Source organism: Streptomyces qinglanensis (assembly GCF_900111245.1).
In the GTDB taxonomy this organism is placed as follows: domain Bacteria; phylum Actinomycetota; class Actinomycetes; order Streptomycetales; family Streptomycetaceae; genus Streptomyces; species Streptomyces qinglanensis.
This window is the reverse complement of the sequence record NZ_FOGO01000017.1, coordinates 73,480-98,475: the sequence shown is the minus strand read 5'-3', so window position 1 is coordinate 98,475 and position 24,996 is coordinate 73,480. Positions and strand designations below refer to the sequence as shown.

Annotated in this window: 21 protein-coding genes and 1 pseudogene; 11 read left to right on the top strand and 11 right to left on the bottom strand. The window is 73.2% G+C overall.

Going from position 1 to position 24,996, the window contains the following annotated elements:
- Positions 1-274: 274 nt before the first annotated feature.
- The 5 genes and pseudogenes from BMX65_RS27760 to BMX65_RS32310 all read left to right on the top strand — a co-directional run bounded on the left by BMX65_RS27760 (position 275) and on the right by BMX65_RS32310 (position 7,343).
- Positions 275-931, top strand: coding sequence for an alpha/beta hydrolase (locus BMX65_RS27760; protein WP_239502240.1), 657 nt, complete (start codon positions 275-277; stop codon positions 929-931).
- A 284-nt stretch (positions 932-1,215) separates the two neighbouring features.
- Positions 1,216-2,166, top strand: a complete 951-nt coding sequence (locus tag BMX65_RS27755; RefSeq protein ID WP_239502241.1) for an aldo/keto reductase — start codon at positions 1,216-1,218, stop codon at positions 2,164-2,166.
- Between the two features lie 542 nt (positions 2,167-2,708).
- A complete protein-coding gene (locus BMX65_RS27750; protein ID WP_075003099.1) occupies positions 2,709-3,386 on the top strand; it encodes a hypothetical protein in 678 nt (225 codons plus the stop codon).
- Positions 3,387-3,762: 376 nt separating this feature from the next.
- Positions 3,763-6,489 carry a hypothetical protein gene (locus BMX65_RS27745; RefSeq protein WP_075003098.1) on the top strand — a complete coding sequence of 909 codons (2,727 nt, stop codon included), beginning with the start codon at positions 3,763-3,765 and terminating at the stop codon, positions 6,487-6,489.
- A gap of 233 nt (positions 6,490-6,722) precedes the next feature.
- Positions 6,723-7,343 (top strand): annotated as a pseudogene (locus BMX65_RS32310) (transposase).
- Between the two features lie 9 nt (positions 7,344-7,352).
- Here the strand turns inward: BMX65_RS32310 and BMX65_RS27725 are convergent.
- From BMX65_RS27725 to BMX65_RS27715, 3 genes are all read right to left on the bottom strand, one after another.
- The gene (locus BMX65_RS27725; protein WP_239502250.1) at positions 7,353-8,018 is read right to left on the bottom strand and encodes a chitinase; all 666 of its coding nucleotides are present in this window, start codon (positions 8,016-8,018) and stop codon (positions 7,353-7,355) included.
- Between the two features lie 350 nt (positions 8,019-8,368).
- Positions 8,369-8,986 (bottom strand): TOPRIM nucleotidyl transferase/hydrolase domain-containing protein, encoded by a 618-nt coding sequence (locus BMX65_RS27720; RefSeq protein ID WP_075003096.1) that lies wholly within the window; start codon positions 8,984-8,986, stop codon positions 8,369-8,371.
- A 222-nt stretch (positions 8,987-9,208) separates the two neighbouring features.
- On the bottom strand, positions 9,209-9,811 hold the full coding sequence (locus BMX65_RS27715; RefSeq protein WP_075003095.1) for an XRE family transcriptional regulator: 603 nt from the start codon (positions 9,809-9,811) through the stop codon (positions 9,209-9,211).
- Between the two features lie 88 nt (positions 9,812-9,899).
- Here BMX65_RS27715 and BMX65_RS27710 point away from each other — a divergent pair, with 88 nt between their 5' ends.
- The 4 genes from BMX65_RS27710 (at position 9,900) to BMX65_RS27695 (ending at position 13,969) form a co-directional block, all read left to right on the top strand.
- Positions 9,900-10,523 (top strand): SAM-dependent methyltransferase, encoded by a 624-nt coding sequence (locus BMX65_RS27710; protein ID WP_075003094.1) that lies wholly within the window; start codon positions 9,900-9,902, stop codon positions 10,521-10,523.
- A 67-nt stretch (positions 10,524-10,590) separates the two neighbouring features.
- Entirely contained in the window at positions 10,591-11,082 is a 492-nt protein-coding gene (locus tag BMX65_RS27705; RefSeq protein WP_075003093.1) for a DinB family protein, read from the top strand.
- Positions 11,083-11,465: 383 nt separating this feature from the next.
- Positions 11,466-12,635 carry an alkaline phosphatase PhoX gene (locus BMX65_RS27700; RefSeq protein WP_075003092.1) on the top strand — a complete coding sequence of 390 codons (1,170 nt, stop codon included), beginning with the start codon at positions 11,466-11,468 and terminating at the stop codon, positions 12,633-12,635.
- 344 nt (positions 12,636-12,979) lie between these two features.
- Positions 12,980-13,969, top strand: a complete 990-nt coding sequence (locus tag BMX65_RS27695; protein WP_075003091.1) for a PI-PLC domain-containing protein — start codon at positions 12,980-12,982, stop codon at positions 13,967-13,969.
- Positions 13,970-14,109: 140 nt separating this feature from the next.
- Here the strand turns inward: BMX65_RS27695 and BMX65_RS27690 are convergent, their stop codons facing one another.
- From BMX65_RS27690 to BMX65_RS27655, 8 genes are all read right to left on the bottom strand, one after another.
- On the bottom strand, positions 14,110-14,757 hold the full coding sequence (locus BMX65_RS27690) for a DUF5825 family protein (RefSeq protein WP_075003090.1): 648 nt from the start codon (positions 14,755-14,757) through the stop codon (positions 14,110-14,112).
- A 79-nt stretch (positions 14,758-14,836) separates the two neighbouring features.
- Positions 14,837-16,804 carry a RiPP maturation radical SAM C-methyltransferase gene (locus tag BMX65_RS27685; RefSeq protein ID WP_075003089.1) on the bottom strand — a complete coding sequence of 656 codons (1,968 nt, stop codon included), beginning with the start codon at positions 16,802-16,804 and terminating at the stop codon, positions 14,837-14,839.
- Positions 16,805-16,951: 147 nt separating this feature from the next.
- Positions 16,952-17,077, bottom strand: a complete 126-nt coding sequence (locus BMX65_RS34020; protein WP_019357533.1) for a hypothetical protein — start codon at positions 17,075-17,077, stop codon at positions 16,952-16,954.
- On the bottom strand, positions 17,074-19,179 hold the full coding sequence (locus BMX65_RS27680; protein WP_075003088.1) for a S9 family peptidase: 2,106 nt from the start codon (positions 19,177-19,179) through the stop codon (positions 17,074-17,076). Before BMX65_RS27680 ends, BMX65_RS34020 begins: the two co-directional genes overlap by 4 nt.
- Positions 19,176-20,537: an MFS transporter gene (locus tag BMX65_RS27675; RefSeq protein WP_075003087.1), complete on the bottom strand. Its 1,362-nt coding sequence runs from the start codon at positions 20,535-20,537 to the stop codon at positions 19,176-19,178. The genes BMX65_RS27680 and BMX65_RS27675 overlap by 4 nt, the downstream gene beginning before the upstream one ends.
- A gap of 253 nt (positions 20,538-20,790) precedes the next feature.
- Positions 20,791-21,036 carry a hypothetical protein gene (locus BMX65_RS27665; protein WP_075003085.1) on the bottom strand — a complete coding sequence of 82 codons (246 nt, stop codon included), beginning with the start codon at positions 21,034-21,036 and terminating at the stop codon, positions 20,791-20,793.
- A gap of 29 nt (positions 21,037-21,065) precedes the next feature.
- Positions 21,066-21,998 carry a DMT family transporter gene (locus tag BMX65_RS27660; RefSeq protein WP_075003084.1) on the bottom strand — a complete coding sequence of 311 codons (933 nt, stop codon included), beginning with the start codon at positions 21,996-21,998 and terminating at the stop codon, positions 21,066-21,068.
- Positions 21,999-22,147: 149 nt separating this feature from the next.
- A complete protein-coding gene (locus BMX65_RS27655) occupies positions 22,148-23,230 on the bottom strand; it encodes an alpha/beta hydrolase family protein (protein WP_075003083.1) in 1,083 nt (360 codons plus the stop codon).
- 82 nt (positions 23,231-23,312) lie between these two features.
- Between BMX65_RS27655 and BMX65_RS27650 the strand changes: the two genes are divergently transcribed.
- Complete coding sequence (locus tag BMX65_RS27650; protein ID WP_079172117.1) at positions 23,313-24,017, top strand: GNAT family N-acetyltransferase; 705 nt, start codon at positions 23,313-23,315, stop codon at positions 24,015-24,017.
- Complete coding sequence (locus BMX65_RS27645; RefSeq protein WP_107437598.1) at positions 24,014-24,889, top strand: PaaX family transcriptional regulator C-terminal domain-containing protein; 876 nt, start codon at positions 24,014-24,016, stop codon at positions 24,887-24,889. The genes BMX65_RS27650 and BMX65_RS27645 overlap by 4 nt, the downstream gene beginning before the upstream one ends.
- Positions 24,890-24,996 lie beyond the last annotated feature (107 nt).

The window sequence follows — 24,996 nt, the reverse complement described above, 5'->3', positions numbered from 1 at the left end:
GAAGCAAGATCATCGTATGCGTGCCCACGTCGAGTCCCACGGACACCTCCTGTCCCATGGGTCGGTCTAGTCCGTCCGGTCCCGGAATCGTTCCGCCGAGTCGCGCAGCCCCCACCCATCCGCGGCCGCTCCGGCTCCGAAGGGGAAGACGAGCCCGTGGGCGGGCGCACCGCGCAGGCGGCCGGTACCCGGTGACCGAGAGGAGCCGGGCGCCGGTGGCTCGGACCGGCCCGCCCTGCGATCCTGGCCGCCCGCCCAGTCCGAGGAGTTTCCGGTGGAAGAGCCCGCTTCCGCAGTGTCGTTGACCGTGCCCGCTTCCGAACCGCAGGCCGCGGTCCTGGTCCTGCACGGTGGCCGCGCCGACGGGTTGGAAGCCCCGCCGCCGTGGAACCTCCCCGGCGCGCGGATGCGGCCCTTCGTGCGGATGATCGGGCGGGCGACAGCGGGGCAGGGCGTGGTGCTCGGCACGGTCCGCTACCGCCACCGGGGCTGGAACGGCGACCGCCAGGACGCGGCGCGGGACGCCCGGCGCGCCCTGGCAGAGCTGGCGGACCGGGTGGGCGACGTCCCGGTCGTGCTGGTCGGGCACTCGATGGGTGGCCGGGCCGCGCTGCGGGTGGCGGGGCATCCGCGCGTGCGGGGCGTCGTCGGCCTCGCGCCCTGGTGCCCCGCGGCCGAACCGGTGGCGCACCTCGCCGACTCGCGCATCGTCCTGGTGCACGGCGACCGTGACCGCACGACGGATCCGCGGGCGTCGCAGGAGTTCGTACGGCGGGCCCGTGCCGGGGGAGCGGAGGCCCGCATGATCCCGGTCCCCGGTGGGGACCACGCGATGCTCCGCCGGCCGGGCTTCTGGCACCGCCTCACCACCCGCCTGGTCACCGGACTGCTGGACCCGACGCCACGGCCCCCACGCGCCGCCGCTCGTTAGACCGCTGCCGCTGCCCGTGGTGTCGCCCGGGGGCGACGGGTGCGGCTGCCTCGTCCGACCGGTCCGGGGCGAGCCGTCCGCGGGCGGCCCCGCATCCTCGACGGGGCCGCATCCTCGACGGGGAAGTCCAGCGGGCCCGTGCACGCGGGCATCGTCCCGCCGTGGACAGAGAGCCCGGCGCGCTGCGGAGCGACCGGCCGGGGGTGCTGCTGCCGGGTGCCCGAACCCCCCCCGCGTCGGCACGAGCCCGGTTCGGCCAGGGGTTCGGCTGGTACGTTGCGTGGGTGACGACAGGTGAAGACGACGGCGCCCTGCTGTACGGCTGCATGGGACTCGGCGGGACCGCGGAGGCGGAGACCGGCGGCCCGGCGGAGATCGGCGCCGCCGAAGCGGCTGTCGAGGCCGCCCTCGACGCCGGAATCACCGTCTTCGACCATGCCGACATCTACCGCAGCGGCAAGGCCGAGGCCGTCTTCGGTGAAGTCCTCGGCCGCGCGGCGGGGTTGCGCGAGCGCATAGTGCTGCAGACGAAGTGCGGCATACGCCTGCCCGACGGCGACCGCCCCGGCCACTACGACCTGCGCGGAGCGAGTATCCGCCGCCGGGTGGAGGAGAGCCTCACCCGGCTGCGCACCGACGTCCTCGACGTCCTCCTGCTGCACCGCCCCGACCCCCTCGCAGACCCGGCCGACGTCGCCGAGGCGCTGACCTCGCTGCACCGGGAGGGACTGGTGCGCCGCTTCGGCGTGTCCAACATGAGCGCCGGCCAGATCGCCGGGCTGCAGGCGCACCTGGAGCTGCCGCTGGCGGTCGACCAGTTGGAGATGAGTCTGGAGCGGCGGGACTGGCTCGAGGCAGGCGTCCTCGTCAACACCGCGGCGGCCGCGGACAACGGCTTTCCCTTGGGGACCCTGGAGTACTGCCGCAGCAACGGCATCCGCCTCCAGGCGTGGGGCGCCCTCGCCCAGGGCCGCTACACCGGTCGGCAGGAGACCCCGGAGCAGCACCGCACCGCGGCGCTGCTGAAGGAACTGGCAGCGGCCAAGGGCACCACCCCGGAGACGGTTCTGCTGTGGTGGCTGCAGCGCCACCCGGCCCGCATAGCCCCCGTCGTGGGAACCACCAGCCCCGAACGGATCCGTGCCTGCAAGGACGCGGCGGGGGCGGCTCCGCGCCTCACGCACGAGGAGTGGTACGCGCTGTGGATCAGCGCGCGCGGAGAGCCGCTGCCCTGAACGCACGTTTGCGTTGTCGCTCGACGTCTCGCGGGCGCGTGTGCGCCCACCGCGCCGACGAGGGGAAGAGCCCCCTTGCGACGTGCTTCGTTGCCACGACGGAACATGCGTCACCAGGTTTTCAGCATCGTCGAGCGAAGTGCCCGACGGGACTGCGAGGGCTTTCGCGAGCGGCTCGACACGGCTCAGCAGCTTCGGGGTGAAGGTGTCCAGGTGCCACAGTCCGATTCTCCGATTCGGCAACGTGGTGCGAGAGCTGCGGCCATATCGCCGGACGGGGTGTCGGCTTCCTGGAGTTCGAGTTCCCGCGTCCGGTGCCGAATTCGATGATTCGGCAGATCATGCCAGAAGACGCACCGAAACTCCGAAAGTGGCGTATATATAGATCACACCATCTGGTCAGGTGCTGGGCGGTCGTCGGCAGTGACCGGCTTGCGGGCGCCCTGGAACGGCCTCGGCGCCGGAAGATGCGGCACAACCGCCGGTACCCGGAGCGCGGGGGAGGCGCTGTGGCGGGGTTGTCGCGGAGGAAGCGGCTGTTCGTGCGTGCGGCTTTCGGTTTCTGTGCGCTGGCGGTCGCGGGGCTCGTGGCCACAGCGATGCTGGCGGAGACCGAGGCTGCGACGCTCTGGGCGACGGTGGCCGCAGCGGCAGCCACCCTGGCGGGGGTGGCGGTCACCGTGCGCGGTACGGGCGGGGCCCCGGCGGTCCGGGGCAGTGCACCTGAACCCCGGAGGGCCGAGGGCGAGGCAGCGCCGGAGGGGCCGGGATCGAGTGGACCGAACAGGTCTGGGAACGGCGGCATCGACGTGCGCACCCGTGACGTCGGCGGCCAGATCGTCGCAGGCGACGGCAACACGGTCGTTCAAGGCGTGCAGCCGCCCTCGGCGCGGGAGCACGGCCTGAGCCGGGCGCAACGTTCGGTGCTGCGTGCTGAGTTCGCGGGGCTGCGGGCACGGCTCACTGACCTGCCGGGTGAGGTCGTGCGGCCGGCGGTGGACCTGCTGCAGGAGCTCGAAGACACCGTCGCGGGTCCGTGTCCGGAACCGGACGTGATAGCCGCCGCGTACGACTGGTTCCGCGATCATCTGCCCGAACTGGCCGACGCACTGGGCGAGCTGCTGGCACGACCGGCTGTCCGGGCGCACGTGTGCGGGGACAGCGAGACGTCGGCCGCTGCACTCGCCCGGCGTCTCGGCTGCGGAGAGGCGGAGCGGTGAGCGCCCGCGGGACAGCTGTCACCGTCACCGGAGACGTATATGGGCAGATCGTCGTGGGCGACCACAACGTCGTCGTTTCCGCCGAGCGTTCCCACGTCACCGTCATCCGCGAGGGGGAACGTCCTGTTCCCCGCCGGCGTTCCGCACCGGAACTGCTGCCGCGTCGGGTGCGTCGCGCCGTGGGGCGGGAGACTGAACTGCGCCAGCTCGAGGAGTGGTTGGCCGAGGACGGTGCGGCGCAAGTCCATGGTCCTCCGGGCATGGGCAAGAGTACCCTGCTGCGCCTGGCCGCGCACCGTGTCGCGGACGGTGCACGTGGTGCCGATGGCGCCGCCGGGTTGGTGTTCGTAGACGGGCGGGCCGGGACGTCTGGGACGTGCTGCACGAGATCTTCGAGTCCTGCTGGGAGGCACCCGGATACCGCCCGAGCACCCTGGAGTTGCGCCGTCTGATGAAGGACGTGCGCGCCACGGTGATCGTCGACGACATCGAGTGCGAGGCCGACGTCTGGCGGAGTGCCCTGGACGCGTTGCCCGAGGCGACCGTGCTGTACTCCACGGGGCGCCGCCTCCTGCACGACGAGGCCCGGACGTTGGCCCTGGGTGGCCTCGGCCACCGCGAGAGCGCGAAGCTGTTGTCGGGACGGCTGGGAAGGTCACTCCGCGAGGACGAGGAAGTGGTCGCGGAAGCTCTGTGGCGGGCCACGGGCGGCGCGCCTCTGTCGCTGCTGCGGGCGGTCGCGCCGTTCGGCCTGCGCCGCCCGGCCGAGTTGGCCGAGGTGCTCCCGGATCTGCTGGCGGGACTGACGGGAGCAGACCGTGAGGCGGTCGTTCTGCTGGCGTTGGCTGGATCCTCTGGGGTCGGCGAGTACCTGCTGGGTGAGCTGCTGGGCGAGGGGGCCTCGCCCAACGCCGTGTACGAACGTCTGGTCGCGCAGGGCTTGGCGATCGTGTCAGCGCACGGGTACCGCCTCGCTTCGGACATCGGCGGGATGCTGCCCAAGGGGCTGGTCCCGGATGCCGGGTCGGTCGGGCACCTCGCGGAGCGTCTGGCGCACTGGGTTACGGCGCCTGGTCGGACGGCGGCGGAGACGGCCGCGAGCGGGGCGCTGATCAGCGGTGTCATCGCGGCGGCGGACCGGGCCGGGGTACCGGCTGCGGGCGCCCGGCTGGCACGTGCTGCCTCACCGGTGGTCGCTTGTTCGCTGCGGCTGGGGACGTGGGGGCGGATCCTGCACGTGGGGAATCGAGCCGCGCAGCGCGCCGGGGACAAGGGCACTCAAGCCTACCTCAGCCACGAGGAAGGCGTTCGACGGTTGATCGACGGACGGCGCGTGGCCGCAGCGGCGGCCTTCGCGACGGCGGGGAGCCTCTGGGGGGAACTCGGCCGGGGCGTGGACGCCTCCGCTGCGTGGGAATCCGAGACGTCGTGCGACGTGCCGGACGGTGGCGCGATGCCTGATGGGTCATCGGCCTCGGGGTCTGGCGCTCCTTCGGGGGGCGACGCTGATCCGGGAGGTGCCGTCGATGCGGTCGCGGACGCCGTGGGGGAGGGGGCCGGCCAGGCCGCGGGGGCGGTGCCGCCCGGGGACCCGGCCACCATGGGGTCGGTCGCAGGGGGCGGTGGCGCTTCCAGCGGGGGCGTCGGAGGTCTGTCGGTGACCGCGAAGGTGGTCATCGGCGGCGGGCTGGCCACGGTGGTGGCAGGGGGCACGGTGCTTGTGCAGACCACCACGTCTTCGGACACGGTTCCGGTCTCCGTGACGGTGACGACCGCCGTGGCCGAGATCGGTATGCCGGGCGAGGCGCGTGAGGGCTGTTCCGTCGGGGGTGGCACGACGGACTGCACTACCGTCGTCTCGGCGAAGAAGGGGAAGAAGGGACCGGTGAGGGTAGATCCGAGCGCCCCCCTTTCGGAGGGGGTGAGCATCCTCTACTGGGGGTGCTCAGAGGGGCCCGAGTCCGGTGAGTGCACGGTCACGGCGGACGTGAAGAAGACGGTGTGCATCAGCACGACGAGCCCCGAGGACGCGGGGTCTCGCCAGGACTGCGCGCGGGCCACCGGGTCGCCGCCTGCCTCGGTCTTCCGTCCCTTGGCGTGGGCCACCGGTACGCAGGTCAAAGTGCTCACGGATCCGCAGAAGGAGCCTCGGGTGATCGGTACCGCCACGGGCTGGAACACCCCCGCCAACATCTGCTGGTCGCCCGACCGTTCACGGGTCGCCTGGGCCGAGGTCCGGGGCGACCAACTGGGTCTGGAGGGTGTGGCGCACCTGCTGGACCTGGAGTCCGGCACGGAACGGTCCTGGGCCTGCTTCGGCAGCTGCGGCCTGGCGTTCCTCGGGGAGGACCTGATCACGTATGCGGACCCCGGGCTTGTCGGCAAGACGCCCTCCGACGCCGGCATCTACAGGTATCCCGCGGACGGCAAGGCGATGGAGCGGCTGGACATCGACGGGATCACGATCCCGGAGACCTCCTTGCCCGAACCCTTCTCCATTCGGACCAGGTCGGGTCTGGAGACGTACCTCCGTGTCGACGCCGGCGGCACCGGTGCGAAGGCCGCCCTGTACCGGCTGTCGTCCGGCGCCGCTCGGCGTGTCGCCACGTTCGACGGGGAGAAGTACGAGCTCACATCCGTCAGTTCCGGGGGCTCTCGGCTGCTGCTGGCGGAACATCCGCAGAGGGAGGCCGGGTGTGAGGAAGCGGCTTCGACGTTTGTCGTGGTGGACACGAAGACGGGTCGCCGATCTGTTTCGGCGACACCGCAGCCGGCCGCCGTTGTCGCAGAGGGCTGGTTCGACGTCGACGGAACGGCGCATACCCTCTCCTGGCCTCTGAAGCCCTTGGCGATGCACTGCGAGCCTGTGCGGGGCGGTGCCGGCGGGCAGCACCATGTGCTTGCTCCCGACGGCACATCCTGGACCAGGGCGTCTGTGCGGTTCAACTCCCAGGCTCTGGGGGTGGGTTGGCAGGTCGTCACGGAGGGGGGAAAGGAGAAGAACAGGCTGACTCTTCGGGCCGGATCCGGGAAGAAGACGGTGCTCGACAGCGGGGTGGTGGAGCTGGCGCCCTCCGGCGTCCGGCGGATGCCCCGGCGGTGATTCGACTCTTGCCAGGAGCGTTCGAGGGACGGTCGGCGGATCCCCCGGTGCAGCGGCCGGTGCGTGCGACGGACCTCGGCCTTTGCGGTGCGATCCGGCACCGGCGGTCTGGAGTTGCCGTAGGCCGTGCCGGACCGTGGTGACGAGGTCGTCGGGGTCGGCGAGGGCACGATGGGCCGTGGTGGTGCGTCGCAGGACGGAGCAGATGCCTCGACCGGGTCGAGAGGACGGAGCTGGTTGGGCGGTTGGTGCCGGACGAGTTGTGGGTGCTGTTCCGGCGGGTCGTTCCGCCGACGGAGGCAAGGCGTCCTCAAGGCGGCGGTCGGCGGCGTGCCGGTGATCCAAGGCTCTGGCAGCGATCATTTTCCTCGCCTCGTCGGACTGCACGTGGTGTCGGCTGCCGCCGGAGTTCGGTCCGGCCTGGCCACGGTCTGCCGGCGGTTCGCCCAGTGGAGCCGAGCCCGGGTCCGGGCAAGGCTCCACCGGGTCGTTCTCGACGAACTCGGAGCCAGAGGCGAGTTGGACCGGTCGCGGTGCGCGAGCGGCTCCGTCAGTGTGCGAGCCGCGAAAGGGGCCCGCTGACCGGACCGACCCCGACCGACCGTGGCAAGCCGGGATCGACAATCCACTGATCACGGACAGAAACGGGCTGCCCCTGTCGGTGGGCGTCCCCGCCGCCAACACGCACGACGGCCTCGGCCTCAAGTCGCTGGTCCGCGACCTCGCCCATCCGCTCGCGGCGGGGTCTGCGCCGCCGACGCATGCATCGCTGCTGCGGACGCAAGATCGCACACTTCCTCGCCTTCGTCGGCGTTGCGGCGGCCTTCATCGGCTACCGTCGACTCACCGACTGAAACGATGGCTCAGCAGCTCAGATGGTCACCCGCGGGCACCCCCAGGATCGCGGTGAACTGCCGGTACTTGTCGATCCGGCTCTGGACCTGGCCGGGGTTTCCGCCGTCGCACTCCAGGCTGCCGTTGATCGCCCGGATCGTCTCGCCGAAGCCCGCGCCGTCGACCATGGCGCGGTGCGCCGTCATGCTCCCGGGGCCGGACTGGGTGTTCCAGTACCACAGAGCGGTCTTCCAGGAGACCGCCGCGTCCCGCTCCACCTGATAGGGGTCGTTGAGCAGGTCGATCCCCAAGGCGTCACCGGCGGCCTTGTAGTTGAAGTTCCAGCTGAGCTGGATGGGGCCCCGCCCGTAGTAGGCGGCCTGCCCGGCGGGGCAGCCGTACGGCTGGCCGGCGTCGCAGTAGTGGGGGTAGTTGCTCTCGTTCTGCTCGACGATGTGGACGAGGCCGCCGGTCTCGTGGCTGACGTTGGCCAGGAACGCCGCGGCTTCCTGCCGCTTGACCGTGTCGCTGCCGGTGTTGGCGAAACCCGGATAGGCGTCCAGGGCGGCGGTGAGGCCGCTGTAGGTGTAGAAGGAGTTCCGGTTCGGGAACATCTGGTTGAACTGGGCTTCGCTGACGACGAACTCCGCTGCCGCACCCTTCCGGGCCGGAGCGGCCTGTGAAGTTGTGGGCATGACAAACCACAGGGCGCATCCGACCGCCAGTGCGGTCAGCAGTGCCATGACGCGTCGCTTCGACACCGGTGCTCTCCTCGCATGTAGGGGGTGAGGAAAACTGAACTGCATTGGTCTGTACCAAGTCAAGGTGTGGGATCGCGTGACTCGCGGCGGTCGCCGGTGCGGTGCGGTCGCCTCCGTGTGACGCGTGCGCCGCCCGGGGGAGACCTCCGCTCGGGTGCCGGGGGCCGGCTGACCGGGTGCGCGGAATCCGCTGTGAGCGCGCCCGGTTCCCCGCCGTCCTGCGCGTGCGGGCCCGGGGCTGCCTCCCGGGCTGCCTCCCTCGGCCCCACTGCCCGCCGCGCTGCTCAGAGCCCGGCCAGCAGACCCGCGAGCGGAGCCGGCACCCGGTCGGGGGCGAGGGCCTCGACGAGGACGCGGCCGTAATGGATCTTGCGGCCCTTCTTGGTGCCGAGGAAGCGCCGCAACTGCTGCTGCGGGGTGCGGCCCTGCTGCGCAGGCTGGCGCAGGAACGTCCGCAGGGCACGCTCGTCGCCCTCTGCCCGGACGAGTTCCGCCACCCGCGCCGTGCCCAGCGTGCGGATGAGCTCGTCCTCCAGATCCGCTGCGCAGACGAAGAACTCCTGCGGTGCCGCACCGGCACGCTCCCACCCGCGCGCGTAGTAGCGCCGCTCCGCCTCGTCGCACAGTCCGGTCAGGCGCAGGTCCAGGCCGGGCGGTCCGAGCACCGAGGCGAACCGTCCGACGCTCATCGCACCGCCCATCGGCAGGACGCAGACACCCTCGGCCGCCAGATCCCGGCCGCGCCGCGCGGCCAGCGCGTCGACCGCCGCCAGGTCGCTGGCTCCTTCGAGGAGGACGGCGGTCCGCACGGACAGCCGCGCGGCCAGCTCGCGCGCGGTGTCACCGGCGCCACCGGCCGCCCAAGCGGTCACCGCATCCCGGAACGCCTCGATGTCAGTCATGCGGTGAGTCTCCGCCTCCGGCCGCCTCCGCGGTAGGGAGATTCCGCCCGGCCCCGCCGAGGGCGACCGGGCGCCCTGGGCGCGGAGCGGCAACCGGGATCCGGCCGGCAGCTCCGTGGCAGGCCGTGCCGATGCCGTCGCGCCGCACGCTGCCCGGTCACCGGCGTCGGACCGTCCGCCTCTCCGCATGCGGGCGCCGCAGCCGCTCCGCCCGGCTCCTCGTCACTCGCTCTCGCGCCGGGACGACCGGGGCGCGTCTGCATGGGTATGGGCGCGCAGCCCCTGCAGATCGAAGAGAATGAGCAGTTCGACCGTGCCGCCGTCTGCACTGCCCAGCCAATGGGGCCGGGACGTGTCGAACTCGGCCGCCTCGCCCGGGGGCAGCACCAGGTCGCGTTCGCCCAGGACCAGCCGGAGCCGGCCGTCGAGCACATACAGCCACTCGAAGCCCTCGTGGGTCTGCGGAGCCGGTTCGAGGGGCTCCGGCCGGGCCGGAATGATCATCTTGAACGCGTGCGTGCCGCCCGGTCGCCGGGACAGCGGAACGAGGACCGTCCCGAACCGGTGGATCGGCTTCAGGTGGATGCGGGGGTCGCCCGTGCGCGGAGCGCCGACGAGATCGTCCAGCGGCACGTCGTAGGCGCGGGTCAGCGGAAGCAGCAGCTCCAGGGTCGCCCGGCGCCGTCCGCTCTCCAGCCGCGACAGCGTGCTCTCCGACACCCCCGTCGCTGCCGCGAGTTCGGCGAGGGTCAGGCCGCGCCGGCGGCGCAGAGCGCGCAGCCGCGGCCCCACGGCGTCGAGTACCTCCTCCTGCGCGGGATCCACGGGGGCATCTTGCCAGAACGGCAAGATTTCGTGCCAGGTCGCGATGAGCCGCGCGAGGCTGACCTGCGTCCCGACAGAAGGAGATGCGATGAACACCGAAGCGGTTGAGTTCTGGGACGGCGTCTACAAGGCCCGTGCCGCGCCCGCCGACCCGCGGCCGAACGTACGTCTCACCGAGACGGTCACCGGCCTGGCGCCCGGCGACGTGCTGGACCTCGGTTGCGGAGACGGCGGTGACGCGCTGTGGCTCGCCCGCCAGGGGTGGCGGGTGACCGCGCTCGACATCTCGGATGTGGCCGTCCGCAGACTCGCCGGTCTCGCCCATGCGCACGGTCTCGCCGACCGGGTCACCCCCGAGCGGCACGACCTGGGCGAACCCCTCCCGCGCGGCCGGTTCGACCTGATCTGCGCCCACTATCTGCACACCCCACTCGGCCTGGACCGGGACGCCGTCCTGCGCGCGGCGGCGCACGCGCTGCGCCCCGGTGGACGGCTGCTGGTCGTCGACCACGGCTCCACCGCTCCGTGGTCGTGGAACCAGGACCCCGGCATCCGCTATCCGGCCCCGCGCGAGATCGCCGCCGGTATCGGCCTGGACCCGGCGCACTGGCCGGTCGAGCGGGCCGACGTGCTGCACCGGACGGCCACCGGCCCCGGCGGGCAGACCGCCGAGGTCACCGACCACCTCCTGGTCATCCGCCGCACCCCCTGAACCCGCACCCCCTGAACCCGCACCCCCTGAACCCGCGCCGCCGAGGCGCCCCGCAAAGGAGATCACCGTGCCCACCGGCTCCCCCCGCCGCGACACCCCGCCGCCCCGCACCGGACCCACCGAGGCCGACGTACTGCGCGGATTCCTCGACCACCTGCGCGACGCGATCGCCACGAAGGTCGAGGACACGCCCGAACCGCAGGTCCGGACAGCGCAAGTACCCTCCGGGACGAATCTGCTCGGACTGCTCAACCACCTCGTCTCCGTCGAGAGCGCGACGTTCCTCGGCGGCCGGGTGGCCGACTGGCAGGCGACCTTCCACGCTTCGCCGCAGGACAGCGTGGCCGAAGTGGTCGCCCGCTACCGTGCCGTGACCGTGCGGGCGAACGCCGTCCTCGACGAGTGCGCCGACCTGAGCGCTCCGCTTCCCCGGCCCCGGCCGAACAGCCCGGCACCCAGCCTGCGCTGGGCGCTCACCCATCTGATCGAGGAGACCGGCCGCCACGCCGGGCACGCGGACATCCTCCGTGAACTGATCGACGGCACCACCGGACGCTGACCCCGGGCACGGTCCGTCGCCGCCCAAAACGCCCGGCCTGCGGACGGTCGTTGCTGGGCACCCCGGCCGCGTCGGGGCCGGGCGGCGGGCCCACCGGGCGGCGGAGGCGGCTGCCGGTACCGCCGGCCGCGTCGCCCGGGAGGTTCGACGCCCACTTGCGGATCGCCGGTCCGACGGCACTGCGGGACGCGTGCGAACTGCCGGCCGCCGGTACGCGCGCGCTGCGACCGGTGGACCGGACCAGGCCCGTGCGGGCCGGTGAAGCGACCCCGTGCCGCCCGCGGGGGAGTTCACCGCGGGTTCCCGCGTCGGTCATTCGCGCCGGTTAGTCTGCCGCGAGCAGCAGCACCATCCGTGCCCCTCCCTCTTCTCCAGGAGCGCTCATGGATCGTCGCTCACTCCTCCGCACCGCAGCCGTCGCGGGTTCCACCGCCGCGCTGGGCGGCTCGCTGTGGCGCACGGCCGCCGTCGCTGCTCCCGCGCAGCCGGGCGCGGGCCCCTATGGCCCGCCGGGTCCCGCCGACGCGAACGGCATCCGGCTGCCGGCGGGCTTCACCAGCACCGTGATCGCGCGGACCGGGCGGAAGGTCGGTTCCACCGGATACACCTGGCACCCGGCACCCGACGGCGGAGCGTGCTTCGCCACCGAGGACGGCGGCTGGATCTATGTGTCGAACTCCGAGGTGTCTCCAGGCGGCGGAGCCGGTGCGGTCCGGTTCGGGGCCGGCGGCGACATCACCGGAGCCCACCGCATCCTGGACGGCACGCGGCGCAACTGCGCGGGCGGCAGCACCCCCTGGGACACCTGGCTCTCCTGCGAGGAGACGGACCGCGGCGCTGTGTACGAGACGGACCCGCGGGGCCGGGAGGCGGCACGGCGCCGCCCCGCCATGGGGCTGTTCAAGCACGAGGCCGCCGCCGCCGATCCCGTGCGCGAGGCCGTCTACCTCACGGAGGACGAGCCGGACGGCTGCCTCTACCGGTTCCGCCCCAGCACCTGGGGCGCTCTGTCGGCGGGCAGGCTGGAGGTGCTGACCATGGGGTCGGGTACCTCGGGCCCCGTCGGCTGGTCGGCGGTGCCCGACCCCGCGGCCCGGCGCACCCGCACCCGCCACCAGGTCGCCGCGGCCAAGCACTTCGACGGCGGCGAGGGATGCCACTACGCGGCCGGGCACTGCTGGTTCACCAGCAAGGGCGACAACCGTGTCTGGCAACTGGACTGCGCCGCGAACACCCTCGACCTCGTCTACGACGACGATCTCGTACGGCAGGGCGAGGACGCGCCGCTCAGCGGGGTGGACAACATCACCGGCAGTGCCTCCGGCGACCTGTTCGTGGCGGAGGACGGCGGCAACATGGAGATCTGCCTCATCACTCCGCAAGCCGTCGTGGCGCCGTTCCTCCGCGTCGAGGGCCAGAGCGGGTCCGAGATCACCGGCCCGGCGTTCTCCCCCGACGGGAAGCGGCTGTACTTCTCCAGCCAGCGCGGTGTCGGCGGCCGTTCGTCCGACGGGATCACCTACGAGGTGTCAGGGCCCTTCCGGGGACGCTGAGGCGGTGCCCCCGCACCGGGGCGGGGGCAGGGCCTCAGCGGGCGGATGCGGTGCGCGTCCGACACACGGAGAGGGACCGGGATGGGTCGTCAGGTGACCGCGCGCCGGAGGACCTGGCGTGAACCGCCCTCCGGCCCCGGTCCGGCCGCTTCGGCCGCAGGGGCCGAGAGAGCCGGTCGGCGGAGGGCGGAGCGTACGGAGCGCAGCCATTGATTACCCGCGGGTAATATGGCGTACGCTCTTCCGGGCGCGGGCGCTCGGCCCGTGCCGTCCGCCCCGGCAGACAGCACGCGAAAGCGCCCGCGACCCGGGGCGGTCCGAAGGAGAAGGAAGGACCGGACCTCATGGCCGTCGCGCGTCGGCTCCGCGGAATACTGCTCCCGCTGGCTCTGGCCGCCGGAGCAACCCTCGTCGGGGCCGGGAACGCCCCCGCCCAGCAGCCCGCTTCCCAGGAAGCCTCCTCAGCCGCTGCACAGCAGCGCCCCACCTGGGCCATCGCCCACCGGGTACTCACCACAGGCGGGGTGACAGCGTCCCTCCGGCAGGGGGCCAACGCGCTGGAGATCGACGCCACCGCCTGGCGGGACGGCTGGTGGGCGGACCACGACGGCACCCTCACCAGCTACGGTGACTCCATGGCCGCCATGTTCGACCAGGTGGCGGAGGAGCACCGGGCAGGGCGCCAGGTCTCCTTCGTCTGGCTGGACATCAAGAACCCCGACTGGTGCGAGAGCGCCGACCCCGAGTGGCGCCACTGCTCCGTGGCGGCGCTGCGGGACCTGGCCCGCAGCAAACTGGAGAGCCAGGGCATCCGGGTGCTCTACGGGTTCTACGGAAGCGAGGGCGGCGCCGGCTGGCAGGACGCCGTCGGCGGCCTGAACGCCAAGGAGGCCATCAGCTACAGCGGCGACTACGCCGAGGTGCGGGACGGCTTCGCCGAGCACGGAGCGGCCGTGCAGAGCAACCAGCGCATCATGGACAAGGGACTGTTCAGCATGGCGCTGGACTTCGGCAGCATCCAGGAGGAGCTGCGGGCCGGGGGCGCGGCCCGGGACCGCGGCGAACTCGCCCGCACCGTCGGCTGGACCGTGGGAACCGGCGACCGGGAGCGCACGGCCGAGCTGCTCGACTCCTCCGGTTCGGGTGCCGCCGTGGATGCGCTGATCTACGGCAACCGCATGTCGTGCTACCCCGACGGGGTCAGCGGTCCGGACGGCTGCGGAACGGACGACAGCGGCGTGCGTACCGCGCTGTCCTACCTCAGGGACTATGTGCGGGCACACCCCGGCACCCGTCGTATGGCCACCCCGCAGGACATCCCCTTCGGGAGCTGACCCGCGCGGGCTCCCCGGGCCGGGACGGATCCGGCTCCGGCCCGTCCGGTCGCCGTGACGCGCTCCGGCAGCACGCGCCCCGCCGCCCGCAGCCGGCCTCCGCAGCGGAGCCGTGCGGCGGGCGGCCCGCACGGGACGGTTCAGATGGCCATCGCCTCCTGGATCCAGCGCCGCACCCGGTAGGGCAGCCACCAGACCATCTCGCCGACGTCCCCGACGAGTTGCTCGGACCGGAAGTCCTCGAGGATCGCCGCCGGTACTGCCGCGGCGGGTGCGCCGTCGGCCAGCAGCGCGATGGCCTCCTGGTAGTCGGGTTCGTCCACGGTGAAGCGGTGGAGTTCGCCCCACCGCCGGTCCCGGATCTGGACGAAGCCCGGCCCCTGCCGCCAGAGGCACTTGCACAGGTAGTGCTCCTCGCGCCAGGTGCGCAGCGCCTCCTCCGGGTCGGGCGGACCGGAGAGGGCGAGCGGTGGCTGGAGGTGGTTGAGCGGTTGCCACACGTCGGGTCCGGGAGCGGTGCGCAGCTCCCACTCGACGTACACGGCGTGCGCCGTCAGCTCCCGTACCAGGCACAGCCTGCGCACCGTCCGGGCCGCGTCGGCGGGTTCCGTGTTCGCTGCGGGGCGCAGGTCGGTGGTGCCGGTCAGCCGGACCCGCCGGGCGCCGGAGCGCCACAGCCGCGCTGCGGCCTCGGAGGGCGGTCCGGCCGCCTCCAGTTCGCCCAGTGGCATGCCGGGCAGAGCGGCGGCCTCGAGTTCGTAGTCGCGCCAGGCGGTGACGGTGTCCATGGAGCTCCTCGGTACCGGGGTGCGTGCGGATGAGAGTGCGGCCGCGGGGCGGCGGGCTGCGGCCGGGCGCGGTGCGGCGTCAGGGGACCGGGACGGCGGGCCGCTCTCCCGGATCCTGCGCGGCTGCCGGTTCCGGGGCGGCTGCCGTGCTGCGCATGAACTCCAGCCGCAGCAGGTCCTCGTTGACGGCAGCCGGGGCGAGCTGCACGTACTGCCCCGCGTCGGTGAACACCACACCCCACTCGAGCCAGCGCTCCAGCAGCTCCCGGATCGCCGGCTCGTCGGCGGCGCCGCCCTCCTGCGGCGGGCCCTCCGCGCCCTCCGACGCGAGCTGACCGGCGACCTTCCGTGCGAGTGCGGCGGGGTGGTGCGGCTGGTCCAGCAGCCGGAAGGCGGCCAGCTCCACCGGCGCTGTCAGCTCCCGCACCCGCCAGTCGAACATCCGGCGGCGGCTGACCAGCACGATCCGGTCGCCGAGATCGGTGTGGGTGAGCCGGCTGGACGGGTACGCCTCGTGCCACGCCTTGATGCCGTCGTTGAGCCGGCCCGCGGTCTCCTCGCCGATCCCCCGCTCGGGCGCCTCGAACACGTAGGCCAGATCGTAGAGTTCGGACTCCGGCAGGTCGTAGGTGAAGCGGTAGTGCACGTCCGGGCGCAGCGCGTCGTAGCCCAGTTCGGGCCGGTTGAAGTAGGGACTGAAGCGCTCGATGGCGATGCGGGCCGAGAGGTCGACAGGCGGCATCAGATGCTCCAGCGCCGGGAGCTGCGCGATCACCGGGGTGTAGTCCTCGTCGCGCTCGTGCGGAAAGCCGTGCAGATAGTTCCAGGAGACGGCCAGACCGGTCTCCGCGCCGTCGCGCAGCATCCGCACGTTCTGGCAGCCGCTCACCCCCTTGTCCATCAGGTCCAGCACCCGGCTGTTGAGGCTCTCGATGCCCGGCTGGACGTAGATCATCCCCGCGTCGGCGAGGGTCTGGAGCTGGGAGCGGCGCATGTTCGCCTTGATCTCGATGTGCAGCCGCAGATCGTATCCGCTGTCCACGATGCGGGGCAGCACCGTGCGCACGTAGCCCATGTCCAGGATGTTGTCGACGACGTACATGTCCAGCACCCGGTGCTTGCGGGCGAGTTCCATGATTTCGTCGTAGAACCGCTCCGGGGCCTTGCTGCGGAACTCCATGAAGGTGCCGTTGAGCCCGCAGAACGTGCAGTGGTGCTTCTCGCCCCACCAGCAGCCCCGGGCGCCCTCCACGACCAGCTTGGGCTCCACCCAGTGCCGGGCCGCCGAGGCGGCGAGCCGCTCGAAGTAGCCCGAGTAGTCCGGCGAGGTGATCGCGGCGGGCGGAAGCGGGGCGGTGGCCATCGGGTTGGCCACCGAGGTGCCCTCGGCGTCCCGCCAGCACAGGCCCGGTATCGCACGGGGGCTCCCCGAACCGTCGAGGGCGGCGAGCAGCCGCGGGAACGCGGCCTCGCCCTCGCCGCGCACCACATAGTCGACGAACGGGAAGTTGCGGTGGGCCGCGTGCCCCTGTTCGGCGTCGCAGTTGGCACCGCCCAGCACCGTCGTGATGTGCGGCGCGAGTCTCTTGACGTATTTGGCGGCCGCCAGCGCCGCGGTGTTCTGCTGGAACGTCGAGCAGAACCCCACCACGTCGGGCTCCCGCGCCACGATCTCGCGGGCGGTGCGCTCCACGAACTCCGGCGCGAGGCGGTGCAGCTCGTGGCTCATGCGCATCCGGGAGGCGGACAGCTTGCCGCGCAGCGCAGCGGTGAACTCCTCGGTGCGCCACTCCGGATCGTCGTAGAGCGCCGAGGAGAAGACCCAGTCGCCGCAGCCGAGGAAGTAGGAGGAGAGCGCGTAGTACTCGTAGTCGCCCTTGCCGAACTCGGTGCGCTCGGTGATCCAGTCGGTGTACTCGAGGTTGGCGTGGTACACCTCCGCGCTGGTGGCGGGTCGGTTCTCGACCGCGCTGCGCTTGAGGATGCCCAGCGCGAGCGAGGGCACGTCGATGGGGGACCAGGGCATGTTGACCAGCAGCACGCGCATGGGCGGACTCCTCGGAACGATCGCTGTCGGGCGGGCCGGGCGGGCCGGGCGGGGCCGGGCGGTGACGGTGGGGAGCGGCGGTACGGCGGCCGGGGGCCGGGATGGATCCCGGCCCGGTGCCCCGGGGCACCGGGCCGGGACGCCGGGTCAGATCTCCTCGGTCTCCTCCGCGTTGCGGATCGGAACCGTGATCGTGATGCTGACGCCGGGCTTGCGGTTCTCCTCGTCGTCCTCGAGCGGGTTGTTGTGGATGACGTCCTTCTGCATGGTCATCGCCTCCCTTCGGAGTGTCGGCGGACGGTGCCGGAGGGGTCCGGAGCACCGGCCTGCTGGGCCCCGCACCGGTCGGAGCGGGGAGCTGCGGAGGCCGTGCGGCGGGCGGCCGCGCCCAGGTGGCGGTGGAGGAACTCCAGGGCCCGGCGCAGGGTGGCCACGTGGTCGGCGCCGCGGTAGCCGTCGTGGCCGGACTCCAGCCACAGCGACTCGTGCGGTGCTCCCGCGGCCCGCAGCGCCGCCAGGTAGTCGGCGATCTGCTGCGGTGGGCACTTGGTGTCCCGGGCGGCGGCGACCACGAGTACGGGCGCGGTGACGCGGGCCGCGTGGGTGACCGGGGAGCTTCGCGCATAGCGCTCCGGCACCTCGTCCGGCGTGCCGCCGAACAGCCGCTCGTCCAGGGCGCGCAGGGCGGGCAGGCCGCTACGATGCGCCGCGGCGAAGTCGGCGACGGGCTTGACGGCGACGCCCGCCTGCCACAGCCCGGGCCGCACCCCGAGGGCCAGCAGCGCCAGCGCTCCGCCCCACGAAGTGCCCCAGAGGCCGACGGCGCCCTCCCGCGCCAGGCCGCGTGCCAGCAGGTCGGCCCGTACCGCCACCAGGTCGTCGACCTGCGTGAGACCGACCCCGGCGCCGAAGGCGGCCCGCCAGCGCGGCCCGTAGCCGGTGGAGCCGCGGTAGTTCACCCGCGCGGCACCGAGACCGGAGGCCACCAGCGAGTGCACGGTGCCGTCGTAGGCGTCCCGGTCGTGGTCGGCGGGGCCGCCGTGCAGCAGGAACACCAGGGGCGGAGGCGCCGTGCCGGTGCGCTCCGGGAGGCTGAGCAGAGTGTGCACGGGGCCGTCGGGGCCGGGCGTCCACAGTTCGCTGTGCACGCCGGGCACCCGCTCGGGCAGGGTGCCGAGCACCGGCGGATGTGACCGGGCCGGGCCCGCTGCCGCTGTGGTGCACAGCCGCGGCGGGGTGGCGCTGTCCGTCCATACGTAGTGGATCCCTCCGCCGGGGCGCGGGGCGGCGTCCGGGATGCTGCCGGGCGGGGTGGCCGCTGTGGACAGGGTGCGCCGGTCCAGGTCCGCGGTGTGCAGCAGGCTGCGCCCGTGCCGGTCCTGCCGGATCAGGACCTTGCGTGCGTCGGGGTACCAGACGGCGTCGATCTCGGTGTCGAAGGCGCACCAGGCGTGCTCGCGGAGTCCGTGCCGGGCATCCCAGGTGGCGAGCCGGTACCGGTCGGAGTGCTCGGTGACCAGCAGGAGTTCGGCGGGTTCGGCCGTCGGCGCGAAGCCCCGCGCCCAGATGCGGGCCGCGGCGGGCGCGCCCGTCCCCGCCTCCCGTTCCGGGAGTGCGGACGCGCCGGAGTACGCCGCGGTGTCCGGGGCGGCGGCCACCTGCGGCAGGTCGCCGCCCCCGAACTCGGCGACGGTGCGTCCGTCCGGGCTCAGCAGGGTCACGGCGCGGAGGTCGTGCGGCGGTCCGGCGACGGCCAGCAGTGCGCCGTCGGGGGAGAGTCCGGCCAGCCGCCGCGGGCCCGCGGCCCGGTGGACCTCGCGGGCCGGGCCGCCCCGCCGGCCGAGCCACACGGCCAGCCCGGCGGGGCTGCCGACGCCCGCTGCGACCTGCCCGGCGGCGTTCATCGCGAGCCCGCGCGGGGTGCCCGCGGGGGCCGGAGGCAGTCCCGCCGTGTCCGGCCCCCCGTCGAAGTCCTGGACCCGCCAGACGCCGCGTCCCTCCAGGTCCTCGTCGAACCACCACACGGCCCCGTCCCGGTCCAGGGTGCCGTGCAGGGTCCCGTGCGGCCGGTCGGTCACCTGTCGGGTGCGTCCGGTGGCGGCGTCGTGGGCGAAGACTTCGCAGCGTCCCCCGGCGTCGGCGCTCAGCACCATCCGGTCCGGGTCCGCCGGGCAGACCTCCGGGATGACAGGGCGGTAGACGCGGTAGCCGCGTTCGTTCTCCGCGGCGCCGGACCCGGTGCCGGCCGATCGTGTGGCGCCGGACCCGCCGCCGCCGGCCGGTGTGGCGCCGGACCCGGCGCCGTGGGATCGCGTGCCGCCGGCTGGTGTGCCGCCCGGCCCGGGCACGTCCGCTTCCGTTCCGCCGCGCGTCATGGGGCCTCCTTCCGCAGTACCACGGGGGCACGTGCTGTGGACCACAGGGAGAGCAGGACCAGTGCCGCGCAGCAGCACAGCGCCGTGCGGCCGGTGCTCCCGGTCCCGGCGAGTCCGCCCGCCGCCAGTGGCCCCGCGGCGGCCGCGAGTCCGGTGGCGGTCGCGAGCACCGTTCCGGTGCGGGACTGGAGCTGCTGCGGGGTCACCTCGAGCGCACGGGCCTGCAGGACGACGGCCGCCGCCGGAAGCAGCAGCGAGATCGCCCCGAACAGCAGCGCGTACGCCCAGACCTGGGTGGTCAGTGCGAGTCCGAGGGTGGGGGCCACCATCAGCCAGGACACCGTGATCACCAGGCGGGCACCCGGCAGCGCGCGAGCGAGCCGGGGTGCGAGCAGCGCGCCGGCCAACCCGGTGGCCCCGGCCACGGCGAGCACCGCACCGACCGGTGCGCCGCCCGCACCTGAGTCCCGCAGGGTGAAGATCGTGCCGTAGGAGAGGGCGGCCAGCAGCAGGCTCATCGCCGTCGACCAGAGCACGACGAAACGCAGGAACGGCTCTCGGCGCACGAACCCCGCTCCGGCGCCGAGTTCCCGCAGAAAGCTCCTGCCGGCCGCGGCGAGCCCGGCGCCGGACACGGTCGCAGAGCCGGAGCCGGAGCCGGAGCCGGAGTCGGAGCCGGAGTCGGAGCCGGAGCCGGAGCCGGTAGGGGAGCCGGAGCCGGACTCGGCCGGGCCGCCCCGGCGCGGGCGCAGGTCGGCACGCATCGCCGCCACGCAGAGCGCCGAGGCCAGATAGGAGAGGGCGTCTGCGAGGAACGGCAGCCAGCGGCCGAGCTGGAAGAGGGCACCTCCGAGGGCCGGTCCCACCACGAGCCCGGCCTGTTCACCGGCCTGCAGCATGGAGACGGCCCGGGGGTAGCGGTCGGGCGGCACGAGGGCTGCCACCGTGCCCGCCGAAGCGGCCTCCTGGCAGGAGGTCGCGGTCCGCTCCACGACCACGGCGGCGCACAGTTGCCACAGCGGTGGATCGCCCGCCAGCGCGCCGGCGGCGACCCAGGTCATGGCCCCGGCCGAGACCAGAGCGGCGCAGACCAGCACGCGCTTGCGTGCGCCGTGGTCGGCGAGGACGGCGGCGAACGGCCCCGCGAGGATGCCGCATCCGGCCGACACGCCGGCCACTGTGCCGACGACAGCGGGTGGGGTGCCGAGAGCGAGCAGCAGCAGCGGAAGAGCCAGACCGGAGGTCTGGGTGCCGAGCGCGTCCGCGGTATTGGCCCACCAGAAACGGCGGAAGTCCCTGTCCGCCGCGGCCCCCGGAGCAGTCGCCCGCCTTCCCGGGCGGGCGGTGTCCGGGCTCAACGCGCCGTGGGCGTGCGCCGATCCGGCGAGGGAGGTGCGGAAGGTGCGGGCGGGCGGAGTAAGCAGCCTCTGCCGTGGTGCGCCATGGAACGTTCCCCCGGTTCACGAGCCGACATCGCGTGAAGGTTTCGTGCCTTTCCCGTGCGCACTCTGAGGAATATCAGCCGCTGTCAAGGTTGCGCAATACGCGGGACGCGGACCCGTCCGATGTCTTCCCGCGTCTTCCGCGGCCGCTCGGTGGCCGCGGTCCGGGCTACCGCTGCCGGTACGGCTGGGGTCGCCGAGGCTGCTGCTGTGCCGCGAGCTGCGCAATGGTGTCCCCGGAGCCGGAGCCGGAGCCGGAGCCGGAGCCGGAGCCGGAGCCGGAGGCGGAGCCGGAGCGGGTGCTGCGGCGGGGCCGGTCGGGAACCGGCAGTCCGTGCCGGATCGCGTGGCCGGTGTCGATGCCGGTGGCGATGTCGCGTGCGAGGTGCAGGAACCGGTGCAGTGCCGTGCGCATGGGCTCTCCTTGGGGTTGGTACGGACGTCTCAGAGGGAAGCTGCGGGATTCCCGGCCGGAGCCGGAGCGTCGCTCCGGGCACGGACCGGTGCCGGGGACGTGGGCCGCCGGCCGCGGTGGACGAGAGCGACGGCCGCGAGGCAGACGGCCAGGCCGAGGGCGGTCCGCACCCCGAAGTGCTCGCCGAACATGATCGCGCCCCAGACCGCGGTGACCGGAGCCATGAGGAACATCAGCGTGTTGACCTTCGTGACGCCGGAGCGCCGCAGGATGAGCCAGTAGAGGCCGTAGCCGCCGAAGGTGGAGAGCACGACGAGCCAGGCGACCGCCGTCCAGAAGGCGGGTTCGGCCGGTGGCGCCGCCGAACCCGCCGCCACGGCCAGGACGGTGAAGATGACCGCACTGGTGGCGCAGTGCACGGCCAGCGGCACCTCGGGGGAGACGTCCGTACGCGAGCGGCCCTCCAGGAAGGTGGCCGCCACCAGCGACAGCATGCCGAGGAACGGTATGAGGTAGGCCCACCAGGCCACGTCGGCCGCCGTGGCGGCGTCGGCGGTGGTGACGATGACGACTCCGGCGAGTCCCAGCCCCAGTCCCAGCCACTGCCGGCGGCTGACGTACTGGCGCAGCAGCGGCCCGGCCAGTGCTCCGGCGACCAGGGGCTGCACGCCGTCGATGAGGGCGGTGGTTCCGCTGGAGACGCCCAGCCGGATCGCCCAGAAGACGGTGAGCAGGTAGCCGCTCTGGGAGAGCGCGCCGATCAGCACCTGCCGGAGGAGGGCTCGCGGTGGGACATCCCGCCAGGAGGCGCGTGCGGCGGTGGCGGCCAGGAGGCCGAGCGCGAGCGGCAGGAACCGCCACATCAGGAGCGTCGCCACGGGCGCGCTGCCCGCCCCCAGCTTCGCTCCGATGAACCCGGAGCTCCAGCAGACCACGAAGGCGACGGCTAGCAGGAAGTTCACACCTCACCCCACTGTTCGAATAAACAGATCGGTTTACTCGTCCCACTATACAGATCGGTTTAGTTCTGGCGAGGTGAGGTCCGCCGGTGCCGGAGCCGGGCCCGGCCGCCCGTCGTGCGGCCGGGCTTCCGGCTGCCGCCGCGGTGCGGCTACGGCCGCGCTCTGCCGGGGGCCGCCAGGAACCGGCGCTGGTCGGCCAGGTACCCCTCCGCGAACAGGCCGCGGGGGGAGAGGAGTGCGGTGAGTGCGAGCTTGAGGTCCGACTGCTCGACGGACTCCTTGACCAGCGAGTGGGCCGCGTCCGGGTAATGCGCGACCGTCAGTGCGTCCGAGCCCAGGACCTTCCTGTAGACCCTCTCGGTCTCCGCGGTGTCGACGTTGGTGTCATGGCCGGCGAGGGCCAGCAGTACGGGCGTGCCGCGCAGTGCCTCCAGGTCGCGCGTCGCGTCCGCGGTGTAGTTCTCGGACACGAATCGCCACCGGCCGGCGGTCATGCCGTCCGTGCGGCCCTCCACGGCCTCGGTGTACTCGCTGAAGGTCGCGCCCCGGCGCAGCAGCCGCCGCGTGGTGTCGCTCCTCGCGGTCTCCGCCTCGATGCGGGCTGCGGAGGCGCCCTCGGCGTGCAGTTCGGCCAGGAGGTTGTAGCGGCCCTGCCGGAGCCAGTTGATCGCGGGCGAGGCGGCGATCACGAAACGCACAGGGGTCTTGGCGGCGACCTTCGGCAGCACCCAGCCCGCCTGGCTGGCGCCCCAGAGTCCGATCCGGTCCCCGTCGATGCCGGGGCGTCCGCGCGCCCAGGCGATCGCGGCGGCCACCTCGTCGGCCCGGTCCTGCATGGACTGCTCCAGCCAGTCGCCGGGCGCCCCCGCCACACCGGGCTTGTCCCAGGAGAGCGAGGCGTACCCGGCCGCGGCGTTCGCCTCCCACAAGGGCCGGTAGCCGCCGTCGTAGGTGGCGTCCACGGCGCCGTCGCCGTGCACGTACACGACCAGGCCGTGCTGCTCGCGCCCGTCCTCGGGGGTGGCCAGCACGCCGTGCAGGACGTGGCCGCCGTGGCGGATCGAGACGCGCTGCTCGTGCATGTCGTAGGAGTGCTGCCAGACCACCACGCCGCCGAGGCAGCAGGCCGCCACCACGACCGTGGCGAGCGCCCACGCGGCAAGGCGGAGGACGCGCCGCCGGGGTCGGGTGGGCCGCTGCTCGGTTCTGGATGTCTCTCTCCGGGTTCGCATGGCGCCAGAAACTATCATCAGAAATACGATCGTCGGCAACGTGATAGTTTTCTGTTCGGTGGCGAAGCGGAAGGAGTGGCGTATGGAAGCGGATGCGAAGCGCTCGGAGGACGCCGGAGCCGGTGGGCCCTGCCGGGCCGACGGGCTCGGCAGGGCCCACGGAGCCCACGGAGCCCACGGCGTCTCGGTGCGGCGGGGGCTTCCCGCGGGAGCCGAACGGCGGGCGGCCGAGCTGTACTGGGACGCCTTCGGCCGCAAACTCGGTCCGGCACTGAACCCGCCGGAGAAGGCGGTGCCCTTCCTCGCCGACCAGTTCGACGCCGACCGCGCGGTCTGCGCGCTCCTCGGCGGGCAACTCGTCGGCCTCGCCGGGTATCAGCTCGACGGCCGTGCCCTGACCGGCGGTTCGGCCTCCGCGCTGCTGCGCGCCTACGGATGGCTCCGGGGACTGCCCGGACTCCTTCTCCTCGCCCTGCTGGAACGCCGCCCGGCACCCGGGCAGCTCGTCATGGACGGCATCGCCGTGGCTCCGGAGGCGCGCGGCCGCGGCGTGGGAAGCCTGCTCCTCGAGGAAGTGGCGGGCGTGGCGGGAGAGCACGGCTGCCGGGAGATCAGACTGGACGTGATCGACACGAATCCGCGGGCCAGGGCCCTGTACGAACGCCGCGGATTCACGGCCGTCCGGACCGAGCGCACGCCTTGTCTGCGCAAGCTGCTGGGGTTCGGGGCGGTGACCACCATGCACCGGGCTGTCGCAGCCCAGGAGGAAGGACCGTCGACACCGTGACCGACCGCGTCGAGATTCCCACCCGTATGCTCGTCCATGCCCTGATCCGCGAGGACGGCACAGTCGGCGCAGCCGAGCTCTACGCCGTCGCCGACACCCTCGGCATGAGTGACCAGCAGGTGCGGCTCTGCATCAAGCGACTGCTCGCCGAAGGGCGCTTCACCCACGAGGGCCGGGGCCGGAAGGCGGTGCTGCACGCGACCGAGGCGACCGCCCGGTTCCTCGCCCCCAACGCGGACTTCCTCCGGCACGCCTTCCGGCAGGACGCCGGGCAAGCGCCCTGGGACGGCACCTGGCATCTGGCCGCGTTCGCCGTACCCGAGTCGGCGCGCACGGTGCGGGACGCCCTGCGCGAGACGCTCGTCCATCTCGGCGGCGCCGCGCTCCAAGGGGGCTTGTACGTCTGCGCCAACGCCTGGGAACCCTACGTCGAGGACGCCGCCGGCCGCCTCGGTGCCGATGCGGCTCTCACCCTCCTCACCAGCACGGATCTACGCAGAGGAGGTACCCGGGACCCGGTCGGACTCGCCCGGGACCTGTGGCCCCTGGAGGAGATCGCGGGGCGCTACCACCGGCTCGACCAAGTGGCCCGGCCCCGCCTCGAACGGCTCACCGGCACCGATCCGGTGCCGTCGGCCGAACTCCTCACCATCGCTCTCGAACTGGCCGCCGAACTCACCCGCGCCATGGACCCCGACCCTCTGCTGCCGCCCGAACTGCTGCCCCGGCCCTGGCCCGGCGCCCAGGCCAGGGAAGTCGTCGCCCGGTGCTGGGCGGCGCTGCACGAACGAGCACCCCGCGACTCCCGCCCGGCTGTCTTCCGCGTCTACGCCGACATCACGCGCGAGGCGGCGGAGCGGATCCGGCGCTGAAGCGGACCTCGCTTCGAAGTGGCCCTCGCTTCGAAGTGGACCCCGCTCCGAAGCGGACCGCGGTGCCGAACGGCGGTGCCGCAGGAACCTTCCCGCGGACGGCGGAG